A 15132-nucleotide genomic window follows, 5' to 3' on the forward strand; every position below is an offset into this window, starting at 1 on the left:
GTCGGGTGTGTCGGGTGTGTCGGGTGTGTCGGGTGGTGGTCTCGGGCTCGGGCCGCCGGACGGACGGCCGCGGCGGCCGACGTCGGCGGTACGGCGGCGGGGGCACGCGCCGACGTCGGCGGTACGGCGGCGGCCCGCGCCGACGTCAGCGGTGCCGAGCCTGCGTCAGCGGTACGGCGCCGGTGTCAGCGGTACAGCGGCAGGCTGCCGGTGATCTTGTCCACCGCCTTCCTGCTGCCGCACAACGCGATCCCGATGTAGGGGAGTTCGCCGGTGGGGATCTCGGCGGTGCGACGCGTGTACTCGTCGTACGACCGCGACGACTGGGCCACCGAGGTGAAGTCGACGACGAAGACGTCGCTCGCGCCCACGGCCCGGACCGCGACGTCGCGCAGCTCCCCGGCGTCGGCCTTCAGCACGGGCAGCGGGATCGAGGTGATCCCCGTGTGCAGCCGGCCGTCGGCGTCCTTCACGTCGTCGCCGACGATGCCGTCGGTGAACTTGCCGACGGACAGCGCGAGCGCCGCCACGGTATTCATCGCCAGTCCCGCGGGAAGGTCCTTGTCGACGACAATGGCACACTTCTCGAATTGGTACCCCACGGGTCTCCCCATTTCTTCTGTATCGGTTGCTCAGTTGCTCAGTGGCTCGGTCACTCGTACAGCACGCGGACGCATTTCACGGCACGGCCGCACATGAAGAACGCGGAGACATGTCCGAGGTAATCCGCGCCGACAACCGGAACTACGTCCGGAAGTTCACCCAGGAAGCGCACCCGGTGGTTTTCCCGGCAGTTCGCCGGAGAGGCCCCGCGGCTCATTCCTCGACATCCGCTATCACCCAGTCGCTGATCTCCCGCCAGGCGGCGATGGCCTCCTGGTGGAAGGGGTGCACCAAATAGCGCTCCACGGCCTCCATGTCGTCCAGCAGACCGACGACGACGAAGTCGTGGGCGATCGGCCGGGTCGATATGTTACGGCCGACGGTCCATTCCCTCAGTTCCGGCACCTCGCCGCCGACCTTGGCCGCGGTCCGCTCGGCCTCCTGGGCCCTGGGGTCGTCCCAGGAGACGCCGGGCTTGAACTTGAAGAGCACGTAGTGGCGGATCACGGGTGTCCTCCTGGTGCTTGTGGTGAGGGGGGCGGGAGGGGGTCCGCGGGGACCTCGCCCCGGGCGGCGGCACGGCGTGCGAACTCGCGCACGGCGGCGAACTGCCGGTCGCCGAGGGAGTAGTCGAGCACGCGGTAGTAGTCGAGGAGGACCTGTTCGGAGAGGCGTCCGCCCGGGCCGCGGGCCGATTCGGCGGCCGCGGCGCGGGCCACCGCCGCCGGGTGCGCGCGGGCCAGCGCGGCCGCCTCGGCGAGCGCGGCGGAGACGGCCCGCACCCGCTCGGGGTGGGCGCGGGCGGCCTCGCGCCGCACCACCCAGACGGCGAAGACCATGGGCAGCCCGGTCCACTCGCGCCAGAGCGCGCCGGTGTCCTGGATCCGCAGTCCGGCCGGGGGCCGGGCGTGCAGCCGCAGGGCGTCGTCCCCGATCAGGACGGCCGCGTCCGCGCCGGTCAGCATGGCGTCCAGGTCCTGCGCGGCCGGGCGGTACTCCGGGTGGACGCCGAGGGCGTCCTCCAGCAGGATCCGGGCCAGCAGGGCGGTGGTGCGGCTGGCCCGGGACAGGGCGACCACGGCCCCGTCGAGCATGTCGAGAGGGGCACGGGAGACGAGGTGACAGGAGTGCACCGGGCCGTCGCTGCCGACGGCGACGCCGCCGGGCAGCAACTCCCAGGCGTCGGTGTGCCGCAGATACCGGACGAGGCTGACGGGGCCGGCGTCGAGCCGTCCCGCCAGCAGTTCCTCGGCCAGCCACTCCGGCGGTCCGGAGGCCAGGTCGAACTGTTCGAGGGCACCGCTGTGGCGCAGGCCCCAGCGCAGCGGGGCGCAGTTGAGGAAGGAGATGTCGCCCAGTCTGAAGGGGGCGGATCCGGTGGGCGGGACGGCGGACGGGGCGGTGGCCCGGGTGGTGCGGCGGGCGGCGGTACGACGCGACGCGGCCGGCGGCCGGGAGGCGGCGTGGACCTCGCTCACGCGTCCGGCTCACCGCGGCCGGCGGGGACGGGCCCCGGGGCCTCGGGGGCCGGGCCCCGGCAGAGTCTCAGGATGGCCGTCGCCAGTGCGGTGCCCTCGGGGCCGAGGCCCTGGCGGTAGCGGTCGATGACGACCATCTCGCGGGTCAGCACGGTGCGGGGGCCGCCCTCGCGGCGGCGGCGCTGCTGGATGCGGGAAGAGATCCGGTGGCGGTCCCGGATCAGCTGGACGATGCGCGCATCGAGGGCGTCGATCTCCCGGCGGTCGATTTCCTGCCGGTCCATTCCCTGCCGGTCGGTTTCCTGCCGGCCGGATTCCTTCCAGGGCGTTTCCTGCCGGTCGGATTCCTTGTTGCCCGATTCTGTGCTTTCGGGCGCTTGCCTGCCGTTTTCCGCACGGCCGGCTTCTCGGCTGTCGGTTGCGTGTCTGGCGGTTTCAGTGGCGCTCTGCGCGTCGACCTTGACGGCGTTCGCCGCTAAGTCCCCCATGCTTTTCTGCGTCACGTACACCTACTCCTTCGGCCGCCCGGGAAGGCGGCGACGACGGACAGTCAGGTTCCTTTGACGCTCGGATTCTATTCACGTTGCCACTGGCATACACAAGGGCCTCATGGTCGCATCTCGAAACCTGAGACGGAGTGGTTTCGGAGCTGTTTGGTTCCAGCCAACCGACGTGATTTTTGTGGCGACTTCACGCCATCTCCCAGAGCAGGAACTCCGCCCGGGTCTCCGCCACGGCCGCCATGTCCTCGGGGTGGGTGAGGCGGGCGGCGTCGCCCGGGTGCAGGTGCTCGCCGGCCAGGGTGATCTCGCCGCGGACGACGTGGAGGTAGACGTACGGGGCCTCGGGGACGGCCGTGCGGGCGCCGGGGGTGAGGCGGCGGACGTGGAGCATGGCGCCGGCGGCGGGGAGGGCGTAGGGGGTGGAGTCCGCGATGCCGGGGATGACCTCGTAGGAGGGGGTGCCGCCGGGGTCGCGGGGGGCCAGCCACATCTGGAGGAAGGTGAGGGGTTCGTCGCCGTCGTTGCGTTCGACGTGGCGGACGCCGGAGGCGGCGCTGAGGTGCTGGACGTCGCCGGGGCGGATGACAGTGGCGTGGCCGGTGTCGTCCCGGTGGGTGAGTTCGCCCTCGACGACCCAGGTGACGATCTCGGTGTGGCTGTGGGGGTGTTCGTCGAAGCCGGCGCCGGGGGCGAGGTGTTCCTCGTTGCAGGCGATGAGGGGGCCGAAGCGGAGGTTGTCGGGGTCGTAGTGGGGGCCGAAGGAGAAGGCGTGGCGGGTCGATATTCCGGCGGGTTCGGCTCCGCCGGGGTAGCGGGTGTCGGCGCGGCGTACATCCATCACGGGGCCAACGGTAGCCCTGCGGGGCTTGGCGTGTTTTGTTCGCCCCCGCCGCCCCTGCCCTCCCCAAGCCCGCGCCCTGTAAGGGGCGCGGGGAACTGCGCGAGAAGTCCCCACCCACCCGCACCCGCCGTACACACCTCATCCACCCGAGCTCTCCCGCGCCCTCCCCACCCACCCCCAGCTCCCCGCCCCCCCCGGGGGGCCTGGGGGCGGAGTCCCCAGGGTGCTCGCGCCCGCGTGGCGGAGCCACAGAATCAACACAGCCCCGCGCCCCTTACCGGCGCGGGGGCTCGCGCCCGTCGCGGTGGAGCCGCGGGCTCGCGGGCCCGGCGGGGCGGCCCCTCCGGGGGGTGACCCCCGGCGCCGCAGGCGGGCGGCCCGATAAGGCAGTCTTGTTCCGTGTCCGAACCCGAAGCCGGCTCTGCCGGATCCTCCGCGTCCTCTCCTCCTTCGCATGTCGCGACGTTGCGGCGGCTGGAGAAGTCCTCCGGGCGGCTCGCCGCGCAGGCGATCGCGCGGATGGACGAGACGCTGCCCTGGTACCGGGCGATGCCCGCCGAGAACCGGTCGTGGATCGGGCTGGTCGCGCAGGCCGGTATCGCCGCGTTCACCGAGTGGTTCCGGCACCCGGAGACCCCGCAGGCGATCTCCACGGACGTGTTCGGCACCGCGCCCCGGGAGCTGACCCGGGCGATCACGCTGCGGCAGACCGTGGAGATGGTGCGGACCACCATCGAGGTGATGGAGTCCGCCATCGACGAGGTGGCCGCACCCGGGGACGAGTCCGTGCTGCGCGAGGCACTGCTCGTCTACGCCCGCGAGATCGCCTTCGCCACCGCCCAGGTGTACGCGCAGGCCGCGGAGGCGCGCGGCGCCTGGGACGCCCGGCTGGAGTCGCTGGTCGTGAACGCCGTGCTGAGCGGGGAGGCCGACGAGGGCGCCGTCAGCCGGGCCGCCGCCCTCGGCTGGAACTCGCCGGACCATGTGTGCGTGGTGCTGGGGACCGCGCCCGACGGGGACAGCGAGCTGACGGTGGAGGCGATCCGGCGGGCGGCGCGGCACGCCAAGGTGCAGGTGCTCACGGGAGTGCTCGGGGACCGGCTGGTGGTGATCGCGGGGGGCAACAGCGATCCGTTGCAGGTCGCCAAGTCGTTGATCGGGCCGTTCGCCGCCGGCCCCGTGGTGGCCGGCCCCATCGTGCCGGACCTGCTCGCCGCGACCCGCTCCGCGCAGGCCGCCGCAGCCGGACTGAAAGCGTGTTCGGCCTGGCAGGACGCCCCGCGCCCGGTGCTCGCCGACGATCTGCTGCCGGAGCGCGCGATGGCCGGGGACCCCTCCGCGCGCGAGCAGTTGGTGGAGGAGATCTACAGACCGCTGGAGGAGGCCGGCTCCGCGCTCCTGGAGACGCTCAGTGTCTATCTGGAACAGGCGTCCAGTCTCGAAGGCGCCGCCCGGATGCTGTTCGTTCACCCCAACACCGTGCGCTACCGGCTCCGACGTGTGACAGACGTCACCGGTTGGTCACCCTCTGATGTACGCTCCGCTTTCACCTTGCGGATCGCGCTGATCCTGGGGCGTCTGGTCGATGGAGATCCCCAGATCTAGGCTTTTTGTGGGGGGTCCACAAATCCCCCTGCTGTTCTTCGTCCTTGTCCCCACGGGCGGCCGTGGCCGTCCACAAGAGAGAGTGTGAGAGTGCTCGTACTCGTCGCTCCCGGCCAGGGCGCCCAGACGCCCGGCTTCCTGACCCCCTGGCTCGAACTCCCCGGTGCCGCCGACCGTGTTGCCGCGTGGTCGGACGCCATCGGGCTCGACCTCGTCCGCTACGGCACCGAGGCCGACGCGGACGCGATCCGCGACACCGCGGTGGCGCAGCCGCTGCTGGTGGCCGCGGGCCTGCTGTCGGCGTCCGCGCTCGGCGACGTCACCGTCCTCGCGCCCGGCGCGGTGGCGGGCCACAGCGTCGGCGAGATCACGGCCGCCGTGCTCGCCGGCGTCCTCGACGAAACCGCCGCCCTCAAGCTCGTCCGCACCCGTGGCCTGGCCATGGCCGAGGCCGCGGCCGTCACCCCGACCGGGATGTCGGCGCTGCTCGGCGGCGAGCCGGAGACGACCATCCCGCATCTGGAGAAGCTGGGGCTGACCCCGGCCAACGTCAACGGCGCGGGCCAGATCGTCGCCGCCGGCACGCTGGAGCAGTTGGAGGCGCTGGCCGGGGACAAGCCGGAGGGTGTGCGCCGGGTGGTCCCGCTGAAGGTCGCGGGCGCCTTCCACACGCACCACATGGCCCCCGCGGTCGAGGCGCTGGCGAAGGCCGCGGGCGAGCTGACCCCCGCGGACCCGGCCGTTCCGTACGTGTCCAACAAGGACGGCCGTACCGTCACGTCCGGCGCCGAGGTGCTTCAGCGGCTGGTCGGCCAGGTGGCCAACCCGGTGCGCTGGGACCTGTGCATGGAGACGTTCCAGGCGCTGGGCGCGACCGCGCTGCTCGAGGTGTGTCCCGGCGGCACCCTGACCGGTCTGGCCAAGCGCGCGCTGCCCGGCGTCAAGACGCTGGCGCTGAAGACCCCCGACGACCTCGCCGCCGCCCGTGAGCTCGTCGCCGAGGCGGCGACCCCTGCCGCCGACGCGGCGGGCGCCTGACAAGGAGCCCCATGTCGAAGATCAAGCCCGCCAAGGGCGCCCCGCACGCCCGCATTCTCGGCGTCGGCGGCTACCGCCCCGTACGCGTGGTGCCCAACGAGGTGATCCTGGAGAAGATCGACTCCTCCGACGAGTGGATCCGCTCCCGCTCCGGCATCGAGACCCGGCACTGGGCGAACGACGAGGAGACCGTCGCCGCCATGTCGATCGAGGCGGCCGGCAAGGCGATCGCGGACGCGGGGATCGCGGCGGAGCAGATCGGCGCCGTCGTCGTCTCCACCGTCTCGCACTTCAGCCAGACCCCGGCGATCGCCACCGAGATCGCGGACAAGCTGGGCACGAACAAGGCCGCCGCGTTCGACATCTCGGCGGGCTGCGCGGGCTTCGGCTACGGGCTCACCCTGGCCAAGGGCATGATCGTCGACGGTTCCGCGGAGTACGCGCTGGTCATCGGCGTGGAGCGGCTGAGCGACCTGACCGACCTGGAGGACCGCTCGACGGCCTTCCTCTTCGGTGACGGCGCCGGCGCGGTCGTCGTCGGCCCCGCGCAGGAGCCGGGCATCGGCCCGACCGTGTGGGGTTCGGAGGGCGACAAGGCCGAGACGATCAAGCAGACGGTGCCGTGGAACGAGTTCCACATCGGCGACGTCTCCCGGCTTCCGCTGGACAGCGCGGGGAACGTCAAGTTCCCGGCGATCACCCAGGAGGGCCAGGCGGTGTTCCGCTGGGCCGTGTTCGAGATGGCGAAGGTCGCTCAGCAGGCGCTGGACGCGGCCGGGATCAGCCCGGACGAACTGGACGTCTTCATCCCGCACCAGGCCAATGTGCGGATCATCGACTCGATGGTGAAGACCCTCAAACTGCCGGAGCACGTCACGGTCGCCCGGGACATCCGCACCACCGGCAACACCTCGGCCGCCTCGATCCCGCTCGCGATGGAGCGGCTCCTGGCGACCGGCGAGGCGAAGAGCGGCGACACCGCGCTCGTCATCGGATTCGGGGCGGGTCTGGTCTACGCCGCCACGGTCGTTACCCTCCCCTAGTGCACCGGCCGGGATCTTCCGGCCCACGCCACACCCTCTGGATACACACCGAAGGAGCGCCAACATGGCCACGCAGGAAGAGATCGTCGCGGGTCTCGCGGAGATCGTGAACGAGATCGCCGGCATCCCGGTCGAGGACGTGAAGCTGGAGAAGTCCTTCACCGACGACCTGGACGTCGACTCGCTCTCCATGGTCGAGGTCGTCGTCGCCGCCGAGGAGCGCTTCGACGTCAAGATCCCCGACGACGACGTCAAGAACCTCAAGACGGTCGGTGACGCCACCGAGTACATCCTCAAGCACCAGGCCTGATCCGCCGATCACCTGGGCCGGGGCCGTCCGGCGGACCCCGCCGGCACCACCGGCGGCGACCGCCGCACACGGCCCCAAATGCCCCGCCACCCGGCGGTGGCGCCGCTTCATCCTCGTAACGTTGGAGAAAGAATCCCCGTGAGCTCGACCAATCGCACTGTGGTCGTCACCGGTATCGGCGCAACCACACCGCTGGGTGGCGACGCGACTTCCACCTGGGAGGGCCTGGTCGCCGGACGCTCCGGCGTGGGTCCCCTGGAGCAGGACTGGGCCGCCGACCAGGCGGTCCGCATCGCCGCGCAGATCGCCGTGGAGCCCTCCGAGTCGATCCCGAGGCCGCAGGCCCGCCGGCTGGACCGCTCGGCGCAGTTCGCGCTGATCGCGGCCAAGGAGGCGTGGGCGGACGCCGGGTTCACCGGCAAGGCCGGCGAGGACCCCGCCGTCGACCCCGACCGTCTGGGCACGGTCATCGCCTCCGGCATCGGCGGCGTGACCACCCTGCTCGACCAGTACGACGTGCTGAAGGAGAAGGGCGTACGCCGGGTCTCCCCGCACACCGTGCCGATGCTGATGCCGAACGGTCCTTCGGCCAACGTGGGGCTCGCCGTGGGCGCCCGCGCGGGCGTGCACACCCCCGTCTCGGCCTGCGCCTCGGGCGCGGAGGCCATCGGCTACGGCATCGAGATGATCCGTACCGGGCGGGCCGACGTGGTCGTCGCCGGGGGTACGGAGGCGGCCGTCCACCCGCTGCCGATCGCCGCGTTCGGCAACATGATGGCGATGTCCAAGAACAACGACGACCCGCAGGGCGCCTCGCGTCCCTTCGACACCGGCCGGGACGGCTTCGTCCTCGGCGAGGGTGCGGGCGTGATCGTCCTGGAGTCCGCCGAGCACGCCGCCGCGCGCGGCGCCCGCGTCTACGCGGAGGCGGTCGGCCAGGGCATCTCCGCCGACAGCCACGACATCGTGCAGCCGGAGCCGGAGGGGCGGGGCATCTCGCACGCCCTGCAGAACCTGCTGGACCGCACGGACCTGGACCCGGCGGAGATCGTGCACGTCAACGCGCACGCGACGTCGACGCCGGCCGGTGACATCGCGGAGCTGAAGGCGCTGCGGAAGGTGTTCGGCGACGACGCCGACCACATCGCGGTCTCCGGTACGAAGTCGATGACCGGGCATCTGCTCGGCGGCGCGGGCGGCGTGGAGTCGGTCGCGACGGTGCTCGCCCTGTACCACCGGGTGGCGCCGCCGACGATCAACGTCGAGAACCTGGACCCCGAGGCGGAGGCCAACGCGGACGTGGTCCGCGGCGAGGCCCGCAAGCTCCCCGTCGAGGGCCGCATCGCCGCCCTCAACGACTCCTTCGGCTTCGGCGGCCACAACGTGGTACTGGCGTTCAGGTCGGTCTGACGGTCCGACTGCCGCCGGTTCAGGGCTCTCACCCCCGAGGGGGGGTGGGGGCCTTTGCCGTGGGCGGGGGCGCGTGAGGATTCGGGGGTGCTTGTTGTCCGGCGACCGCGGGCGGTTCGTGGTTGCTCGCGCAGTTCCCCGCGCCCCTGAAAAGCCCGGGCGCACCCTCGGTACGCAAACGGACCGCAGGTCAGACGACCTGGTGGAGCCACCGCACCGGCGCACCCTCGCCCGCGTAGCGGAACGGTTCCAGCTCGTCGTCCCACGGCTTGCCGAGAAGCTTCGCCAGCTCCCCCTCCAGCTCCGTCTCCCCCCGCTGCGCCCGCACCAACGCGGCCCGCAACCGGTCCTCCGGAATCAGGATGTCCCCGTGCATCCCGGTGACCGCATGGAAGATCCCGAGCTCCGGCGTACAGCTGTACCGCTCCCCCTCCGCGGCGGCACACGGCTCGGCCGTCACCTCGAACCGCAGCAACTGCCACCCCCGCAGCGCCGACGCGAGCTTGGAGGCGATCCCCGCCTCACCGCGCCAGGAGAACTCCGACCGCCACGTCCCCGGCGAGGCCGGCTGGCGGATCCAGTCCAGACTCACCCGGGTCCCGAGCACGCCGGCGATCGCCCACTCGACGTGCGGGCACAGTGCGCGGGGCGCGGAGTGCACGTACAGGACTCCACGTGTCGTCACCTGAACCTCCGGGCAGAGCGGCGCATTGTGTAACTTTACGAACGGCGGTGGCGGGGGCAGCCACGTGGCGAGGCTACCGTGCGACGGTGCCGGGAGTGTGACGTACCGTCGGTCCCAGTGCCCGTGAACCCCGAGGTTTCACCCATCGGGACGCGGCACTGACCGACCGTGCACGCCGACACGCCCGTCTTCTGCATACGAATCACCGGACGGTCACGTTCACCACAGAGGGCACACATTCGCGATCAGTTTCCGATCAGGAGGGGAACCAGGGGATGGGGAACCAGGCGCCGCGCGACCGAAGTCGCCGGATGCGGACCACGGCCGCGGTGGCCGCCGTGACCGCCGCCGTCGTCCTGGGCGCGGCCGGCTGCGACTCCGGCGGCGGCACCGCCCCGCACTCCGCCGCCACCACCCGTTCCGCCCCCGTCTGGGACACGAGCCCCGACTCGATCGCGGCCGTCGGCGACTCCATCACCCGCGGCTTCGACGCCTGCAACGTGCTCTCCGACTGCCCCACCGTCTCCTGGGCGACCGGCAGCGACGCCTCCGTCGACAGTCTCGCGGTACGGCTCCTGGGCAAGGCCGACGCCGCCGCGCACAGCTGGAACTACGCGGTGACCGGTGCCCGGATGGCCGACGTGCCCGCCCAGATGGCCAAGGCCGTACGCCGCAAGCCCGAGCTCGTCACGGTGATGGCCGGCGCCAACGACGCCTGCCGGGACAGTACGAAGCGGATGACCCCGGTCGCCGACTTCCGCGCCGAGTTCAAGGACGCGCTCGCCACCCTGCGCACGAAGCTGCCGAAGAGTCAGGTGTACGTGGCGAGCGTGCCCAACCTCAAGCGGCTGTGGGCGCAGGGCCGCACCAGCGCGCTCGGCAAACAGATCTGGAAGCTGGGGATCTGCCCCTCCATGCTCGGCGACGCCGACGCGCTGGACGCGGCGGCGAAGACCCGCCGGAACACCGTGCAGAAGCGGGTGGAGGCGTACAACAAGGTGCTTCAGGAGGTGTGCGCCACGGACACCCGCTGCCGGTTCGACGGCAACGCGGTGCACGACTACCGCTTCGGCCCCGCCCAGTTGAGCCACTGGGACTGGTTCCACCCCAGCCGTGACGGTCAGGCCCGACTCGCCCAGATCGCCTACCGCACCATCACCGCGAAGGACCCCGTGACCTAGCCTTTCCCCATGAATCAACTTTTCGGCACGCTTCCGGACGGCACCGAGGTGCACCGCTGCACACTCGAACGGGCCGGGGTACGGGTGCGGGTGCTGTCGTACGGCGGGATCGTGCAGTCCGTCGAGGTCCCGGACCGCGAGGGGCGCACCGCGGGCGTGGTGCTGGGCTTCGACTCCCTCGACGGTTACCTCGACTGCCCCGCGCCGTACTTCGGGGCCCTGGTCGGGCGGTACGCCAACCGGATCGGGGGCGCCCGCTTCACGCTCGACGGCCGGACGTACGTGCTCGCCGCCAACAACCCGCCCAACTCCCTGCACGGCGGCGAGCACGGCTTCGACAAGCGCGTGTGGGCCGTCGAGGAGATCGAACACGGCGTACGGCTGTCCCGCGTGTCGCCGGACGGCGAGGAGGGGTTCCCGGGGCGTCTGGAGGTGTCCGCGGCGTACACGCTGGACGCGGACGGGACGCTGCGGATCGCGTACGAGGCGGTGACGGACGCGGCGACCGTGGTGAACCTGACGAATCACAGTTACTGGAACCTGGCGGGTGCCGCGGCCGGTACGGGTGGCGCGGCGGGGCACGAACTGTCGCTCGCCGCGGGGCGGTACACGCCGGTGGACGCCGACCTCATTCCCACGGGGGAGGAGGCGGCGGTGGACGGGACGCGGTTCGACTTCCGGGCGGCGCGGAAGGTGGGGACCGGGTACGACCACAATCTCGTGCTCGACAAGGGCGTGACGGGGGTGGCGGAGCCGGTGGCCGAGCTGTACGACCCGTCCTCGGGGCGGGTGCTGACGGTGGCGACGACGGAGCCGGGGGTGCAGGTGTACACCGGCGACCATCTGCCGGCGCCGTTCGTGGCCGGTGACGGGGTCGCGCTGGAGACCCAGCACTACCCCGACTCCCCGAACCGGCCGTCGTTCCCCAGCGTGCGGCTGGGCGCCGGGCAGACGTACCGGTCGGAGACGGCGTACGGGTTCGCTACGCGGTAGGGGACCGGTTTCCCTGACCGCCGGTGGGGCTTCTCGCGCAGTTCCCCGCGCCCCTTCAGGGGCGCGGGGAACTGCGCGAGCAACCACGATGCACCCGCACCCGCCCACGAACCCCACCGCTCGAGCTCTCCGCGCACCCCGGAGGGGAAGGCTGAGCCCCGGTCCGGGTGTCAGGCGCCGGGCCGGGGCTGTTCGGGGAGGGGCGTGCCCTGCGTCAGACGGTAATCGCCGTCGTCACACGACGGTCCACGATCGACCGCCCGGCGGCAATCTCGTACGAACCCTTCACACGCGCCCAGCCTCCAGACGTCTCGTCCCACACCTCGAACGCCCGCGCCGGCAGCGTCACCGCCACCTCCACCGTCTCCCCCGGACCGGCCGAAACCCCCGCGAACCCGGCGAGCCAGCGTGCCGGTCGCTCGGGGCCGCCGGCGGCCTCCGGGCCGGCCGGGGCGAGGTAGACCTGGACGATCTCGTGGCCTGCCCGCTCCCCCGTGTTGCGCAGCCGCACCCGCACGGTCGCCCCCTCCACCGCCACGGACTCGTACGCCCAGTCCGTGTACCCGAGCCCGTGTCCGAACGCGTACACGGGCGTCCGGCCCGCCTTCTCCCAGGCGCGGTAGCCGATGAAGACGCCTTCGGAGTAGGCGAGTTGGCCGTTCTCCGGCACCACCTGCGTCACGGGTGCGTCGGCCAGCGAGCCCCACGTCGTGGGGAGCCGCCCGCCCGGCTCCTCCGCGCCGGTGAGCACGTCGGCGAGGGCGGCGCCGCCCTCCTGGCCGGGGAACCAGCTCAGCAGCACCGCGGCGACCTCCTCGCGCCACGGCAGCTCCACCGGGGACCCGGAGTTGACGACGACCACGGTGTTCGGGTTGGCCGCGGCCACCGCGCGGACCAGGTCGTCCTGGCGGCCGGGCAGCCGCAGGTCGGTGCGGTCGAAGCCCTCGGACTCGACGCGGTCGGTGGTGGCGACCACGACGACCGCCGTGTCGGCCCCGCGCGCCGCCTCCGCGGCCTCGGCGATGAGCTCGTCGGGGTCGCGCCGCGGCTCCTGGTGGGCGAGGGCGAACAGGATCGACGTGGCGGTCGTGTCCTCGGGGGTGACGACGACGTGCGTCAGGGAGACCTCGACGCTCTCGTCGGCCGTCAGCTCCACCTGGGCGTGCGGTTCGGGGGCGCCGAAGAACGCGGCGAAGGGGTCGTTCTTGGCGGCGCTCTGGACGCCGTCGAAGTACGTCGTGCCGGCGACGGCGAGGGTGAACGCGCCCAGGCCCTTGATGCCGAACGTGTGCGTGCCGGACTCGCGCGGGGTGAAGGTGCCGGCCAGCTCGACGGAGTGCAGGTTGTCGTGGGTGACGCCCTCGGGCAGGTCGACGTCCGTCCACTTGATGTCGCCACCCGGCGCGGAACCGGTGCCGAGGACCGTGCCGGCGGCGTCGCGGCAGAGGGCGCGCAGGGTGAACCCGCGGTCGGCGAGGGACAGTTCCTCGTTGGGGTCGGCGCCGAGGGCGTACGTCAGGGCGCCCTCGGGCAGGGCGGCGGTGAGGCCGTCGAGCGGGGAGACGATCCGGTCGGGGAAGACGGTGGCGGAGCCGCCGCCGAGGACGCGGGCATCGCGGGCGGCGGCGCCGATGAGGGCGACGGTGGCGCCGGGGCGCAGCGGGAGCGCCGCGCCCTCGTTGCGCACCAGGACGAAGGAGCGGCGGGCGATCTCGTGGGCGAGCGCCCGGCCGTCGAGGTGCGCGGGCGGCTCCGCGACGACGGGCTCGGCGCCGTCGAGGATGCCGACGCGGGCGGCGAGGCGCAGCACGTTGCGCACGGCCGCGTCGAGCGTGGCCTCTTCGACCCGGCCGTCCCGTACGGCCCGGGCGAGGGCCTCGCCGTAGACGGTGTCGGGGCCGGGCATGGCGATGTCGAGGCCGCCCTCGAGGGCGGCGACGGTGTCGCGGGCGGCGCTCCAGTCGGAGACGTTGATGCCGTCGAAGCCCCACTCGCCGCGCAGGACGCCGTTCACGAGCGGCGCGTGCTCGGTCATCGTGGTGCCGTTGACCGAGTTGTAGGCGGTCATGATCCCCCACGGGCGGGCGCCGGCGACGATCGCCTCGAAGGGGGCCAGGTACAGCTCGCGCAGGGCGCGTGCGTCCACCAGGTTGTCGACGGTGAAGCGGTCGGTCTCGGCGTCGTTGGCCACGAAGTGCTTGACGGTGGTGCCGATGCCGCCGGACTGCACCCCGGCGACGTACCCGGTGCCGATGCGGCCGGTGAGGTACGGGTCCTCGCTGTACGCCTCGAAGTGGCGGCCGCCGAGCGGGGAGCGGTGCAGATTGACGGTGGGCGCGAGCAGGACGTGGACGCCCTTGCGACGGGCCTCCTGGGCGAGCAGCACGCCCGCGCGGTGCGCGAGTTCGGGGTCCCAGGTGGCGGCGAGCGCGGTCGGGGAGGGCAGCGCGACGGAGGGGTCGTCGGCGGTCCAGCGGACCCCGCGGACGCCGATCGGGCCGTCGGACATCACGAGGGAGGCGAGGCCGATCTTTGGCAGCGCGGGGAGCGTCCAGCGGTCCTGGCCGGCGAGCAGCCGCGCCTTGTCGTCGAGTGTCAGGCGGGCGAGGGCGGCCTCTACGGCCTGTTCGCGGGCCTGGTCGCCCGTTTCGCCCGTCACCCTCTCCGTCGCCTTGCCCGCCCCGTCCGCCTTGTCCGTTGTACCGGCCACGGCCGCACCTCCTCGTACTCGTAGAAAGCCGCTTCGACGCTCCCATGCTGCACCCGGAACCTGTAATGCGGTAGCTTTCGTTATTTTCTCGTGATACGTGGGGCAGGGAGATCCCGTACGGTGGCGCCATGACGAGCAGGGCCAGGACCGAGGAGCGGCGCGCGGAGATCGTCCGGGCGGCCCTCGAAGTGATCGCCGAGCGCGGTTACCGGGGGGCCAGCATGGCCGCGGTGGCGGAGCGGGTGGGGCTGACCCAGCAGGGGGTGCTGCACTACTTCCCCACCAAGGACGCGCTGCTCGTGGCCGTCCTCAAGGAGCGCGACCAGTGGGACGCGGTGCCCGGTCAGCGGTGGCGGCTCGATCTGCTCGGCTCGCTGGTCGAGTACAACGCGATGCGGCCCGGGGTCGTCCAGACGTTCTCCGCGCTGCTCGGCGAGAGCGTCACCGAGGGGCACCCGGCGCGGGACTTCTTCACCGGGCGGTACGAGGAGGTCCGCGCGAGCATGGCGTCGGTCCTGCGCGCGGAGTACGGCGAGCGGCTGCCCGGCGGGCTGCCCCCGGAGCGCGTGGCACCGCTGCTGGTGGCGGTGATGGACGGGTTGCAGTTCCAGTGGCTGCTCGACCCGGAGGCGGTGGACATGCCGGTGGCGTTCCGGGACTTCGTGGCGCTGCTGGGCGGGGGGCCGGGCGACGCCCCGGAGGCGGAGGACGGCACCGGGGCGGGCTGAGGCC

General features: G+C 72.5%; 15 protein-coding genes. 8 read left to right on the forward strand and 7 right to left on the reverse strand.

Annotated elements, in window-relative coordinates:
- Nucleotides 1-185: 185 nt before the first annotated feature.
- The 5 genes from OIE12_RS10110 to OIE12_RS10130 form a co-directional block, all read right to left on the reverse strand.
- Entirely contained in the window at nt 186-614 is a 429-nt protein-coding gene (locus OIE12_RS10110; protein WP_329133921.1) for a DUF2000 domain-containing protein, read from the reverse strand.
- Nucleotides 615-816: 202 nt separating this feature from the next.
- On the reverse strand, nt 817-1110 hold the full coding sequence (locus OIE12_RS10115; protein WP_329133923.1) for a Dabb family protein: 294 nt from the start codon (nt 1108-1110) through the stop codon (nt 817-819).
- Nucleotides 1107-2081: a menaquinone biosynthesis protein gene (locus tag OIE12_RS10120; protein WP_329133925.1), complete on the reverse strand. Its 975-nt coding sequence runs from the start codon at nt 2079-2081 to the stop codon at nt 1107-1109. The genes OIE12_RS10115 and OIE12_RS10120 overlap by 4 nt, the downstream gene beginning before the upstream one ends.
- Entirely contained in the window at nt 2078-2584 is a 507-nt protein-coding gene (locus tag OIE12_RS10125; RefSeq protein ID WP_329133927.1) for a chorismate mutase, read from the reverse strand. The genes OIE12_RS10120 and OIE12_RS10125 overlap by 4 nt, the downstream gene beginning before the upstream one ends.
- Before the next feature lie 187 nt (nt 2585-2771).
- Complete coding sequence (locus OIE12_RS10130) at nt 2772-3422, reverse strand: pirin family protein (protein WP_329141827.1); 651 nt, start codon at nt 3420-3422, stop codon at nt 2772-2774.
- Nucleotides 3423-3824: 402 nt separating this feature from the next.
- Between OIE12_RS10130 and OIE12_RS10135 the strand changes: the two genes are divergently transcribed.
- From OIE12_RS10135 to OIE12_RS10155, 5 genes are all read left to right on the forward strand, one after another.
- On the forward strand, nt 3825-5030 hold the full coding sequence (locus OIE12_RS10135) for a PucR family transcriptional regulator (protein ID WP_443053792.1): 1206 nt from the start codon (nt 3825-3827) through the stop codon (nt 5028-5030).
- A 90-nt stretch (nt 5031-5120) separates the two neighbouring features.
- Complete coding sequence (locus tag OIE12_RS10140) at nt 5121-6068, forward strand: ACP S-malonyltransferase (RefSeq protein ID WP_329133929.1); 948 nt, start codon at nt 5121-5123, stop codon at nt 6066-6068.
- Between the two features lie 11 nt (nt 6069-6079).
- On the forward strand, nt 6080-7111 hold the full coding sequence (locus OIE12_RS10145; protein ID WP_329133931.1) for a ketoacyl-ACP synthase III: 1032 nt from the start codon (nt 6080-6082) through the stop codon (nt 7109-7111).
- Between the two features lie 64 nt (nt 7112-7175).
- Nucleotides 7176-7421, forward strand: coding sequence for an acyl carrier protein (locus tag OIE12_RS10150; RefSeq protein WP_329133933.1), 246 nt, complete (start codon nt 7176-7178; stop codon nt 7419-7421).
- Nucleotides 7422-7559: 138 nt separating this feature from the next.
- A complete protein-coding gene (locus OIE12_RS10155; protein WP_329133935.1) occupies nt 7560-8831 on the forward strand; it encodes a beta-ketoacyl-[acyl-carrier-protein] synthase family protein in 1272 nt (423 codons plus the stop codon).
- 190 nt (nt 8832-9021) lie between these two features.
- On the opposite strand, the gene OIE12_RS10160 is transcribed toward OIE12_RS10155, so the two are convergent.
- A complete protein-coding gene (locus OIE12_RS10160) occupies nt 9022-9516 on the reverse strand; it encodes a DUF3145 domain-containing protein (RefSeq protein ID WP_030382895.1) in 495 nt (164 codons plus the stop codon).
- A gap of 275 nt (nt 9517-9791) precedes the next feature.
- Here OIE12_RS10160 and OIE12_RS10165 point away from each other — a divergent pair, with 275 nt between their 5' ends.
- The gene (locus OIE12_RS10165) at nt 9792-10697 is read left to right on the forward strand and encodes an SGNH/GDSL hydrolase family protein (RefSeq protein WP_443053793.1); all 906 of its coding nucleotides are present in this window, start codon (nt 9792-9794) and stop codon (nt 10695-10697) included.
- A gap of 9 nt (nt 10698-10706) precedes the next feature.
- The gene (locus OIE12_RS10170; RefSeq protein ID WP_329133939.1) at nt 10707-11690 is read left to right on the forward strand and encodes an aldose epimerase family protein; all 984 of its coding nucleotides are present in this window, start codon (nt 10707-10709) and stop codon (nt 11688-11690) included.
- A 214-nt stretch (nt 11691-11904) separates the two neighbouring features.
- Here the strand turns inward: OIE12_RS10170 and OIE12_RS10175 are convergent, their stop codons facing one another.
- On the reverse strand, nt 11905-14349 hold the full coding sequence (locus OIE12_RS10175) for a beta-glucosidase family protein (protein WP_329141831.1): 2445 nt from the start codon (nt 14347-14349) through the stop codon (nt 11905-11907).
- 161 nt (nt 14350-14510) lie between these two features.
- Here OIE12_RS10175 and OIE12_RS10180 point away from each other — a divergent pair, with 161 nt between their 5' ends.
- On the forward strand, nt 14511-15128 hold the full coding sequence (locus tag OIE12_RS10180) for a TetR/AcrR family transcriptional regulator (protein ID WP_329141833.1): 618 nt from the start codon (nt 14511-14513) through the stop codon (nt 15126-15128).
- Nucleotides 15129-15132 lie beyond the last annotated feature (4 nt).

This window comes from Streptomyces sp. NBC_00670, from assembly GCF_036226765.1.
Classification (GTDB): Bacteria; Actinomycetota; Actinomycetes; order Streptomycetales; family Streptomycetaceae; genus Streptomyces.

Bases quoted from the DNA above. Each gene is read 5' to 3' on its own strand.
- OIE12_RS10110 (WP_329133921.1), bottom strand. From the start codon at position 614: ATGGGGAGACCCGTGGGGTACCAATTCGAGAAGTGTGCCATTGTCGTC.
- OIE12_RS10165 (WP_443053793.1), top strand. From the start codon at position 9,792: ATGGGGAACCAGGCGCCGCGCGACCGAAGTCGCCGGATGCGGACCACG.
- OIE12_RS10150 (WP_329133933.1), top strand. From the start codon at position 7,176: ATGGCCACGCAGGAAGAGATCGTCGCGGGTCTCGCGGAGATCGTGAAC.
- OIE12_RS10145 (WP_329133931.1), top strand. From the start codon at position 6,080: ATGTCGAAGATCAAGCCCGCCAAGGGCGCCCCGCACGCCCGCATTCTC.
- OIE12_RS10170 (WP_329133939.1), top strand. From the start codon at position 10,707: ATGAATCAACTTTTCGGCACGCTTCCGGACGGCACCGAGGTGCACCGC.
- OIE12_RS10130 (WP_329141827.1), bottom strand. From the start codon at position 3,422: ATGGATGTACGCCGCGCCGACACCCGCTACCCCGGCGGAGCCGAACCC.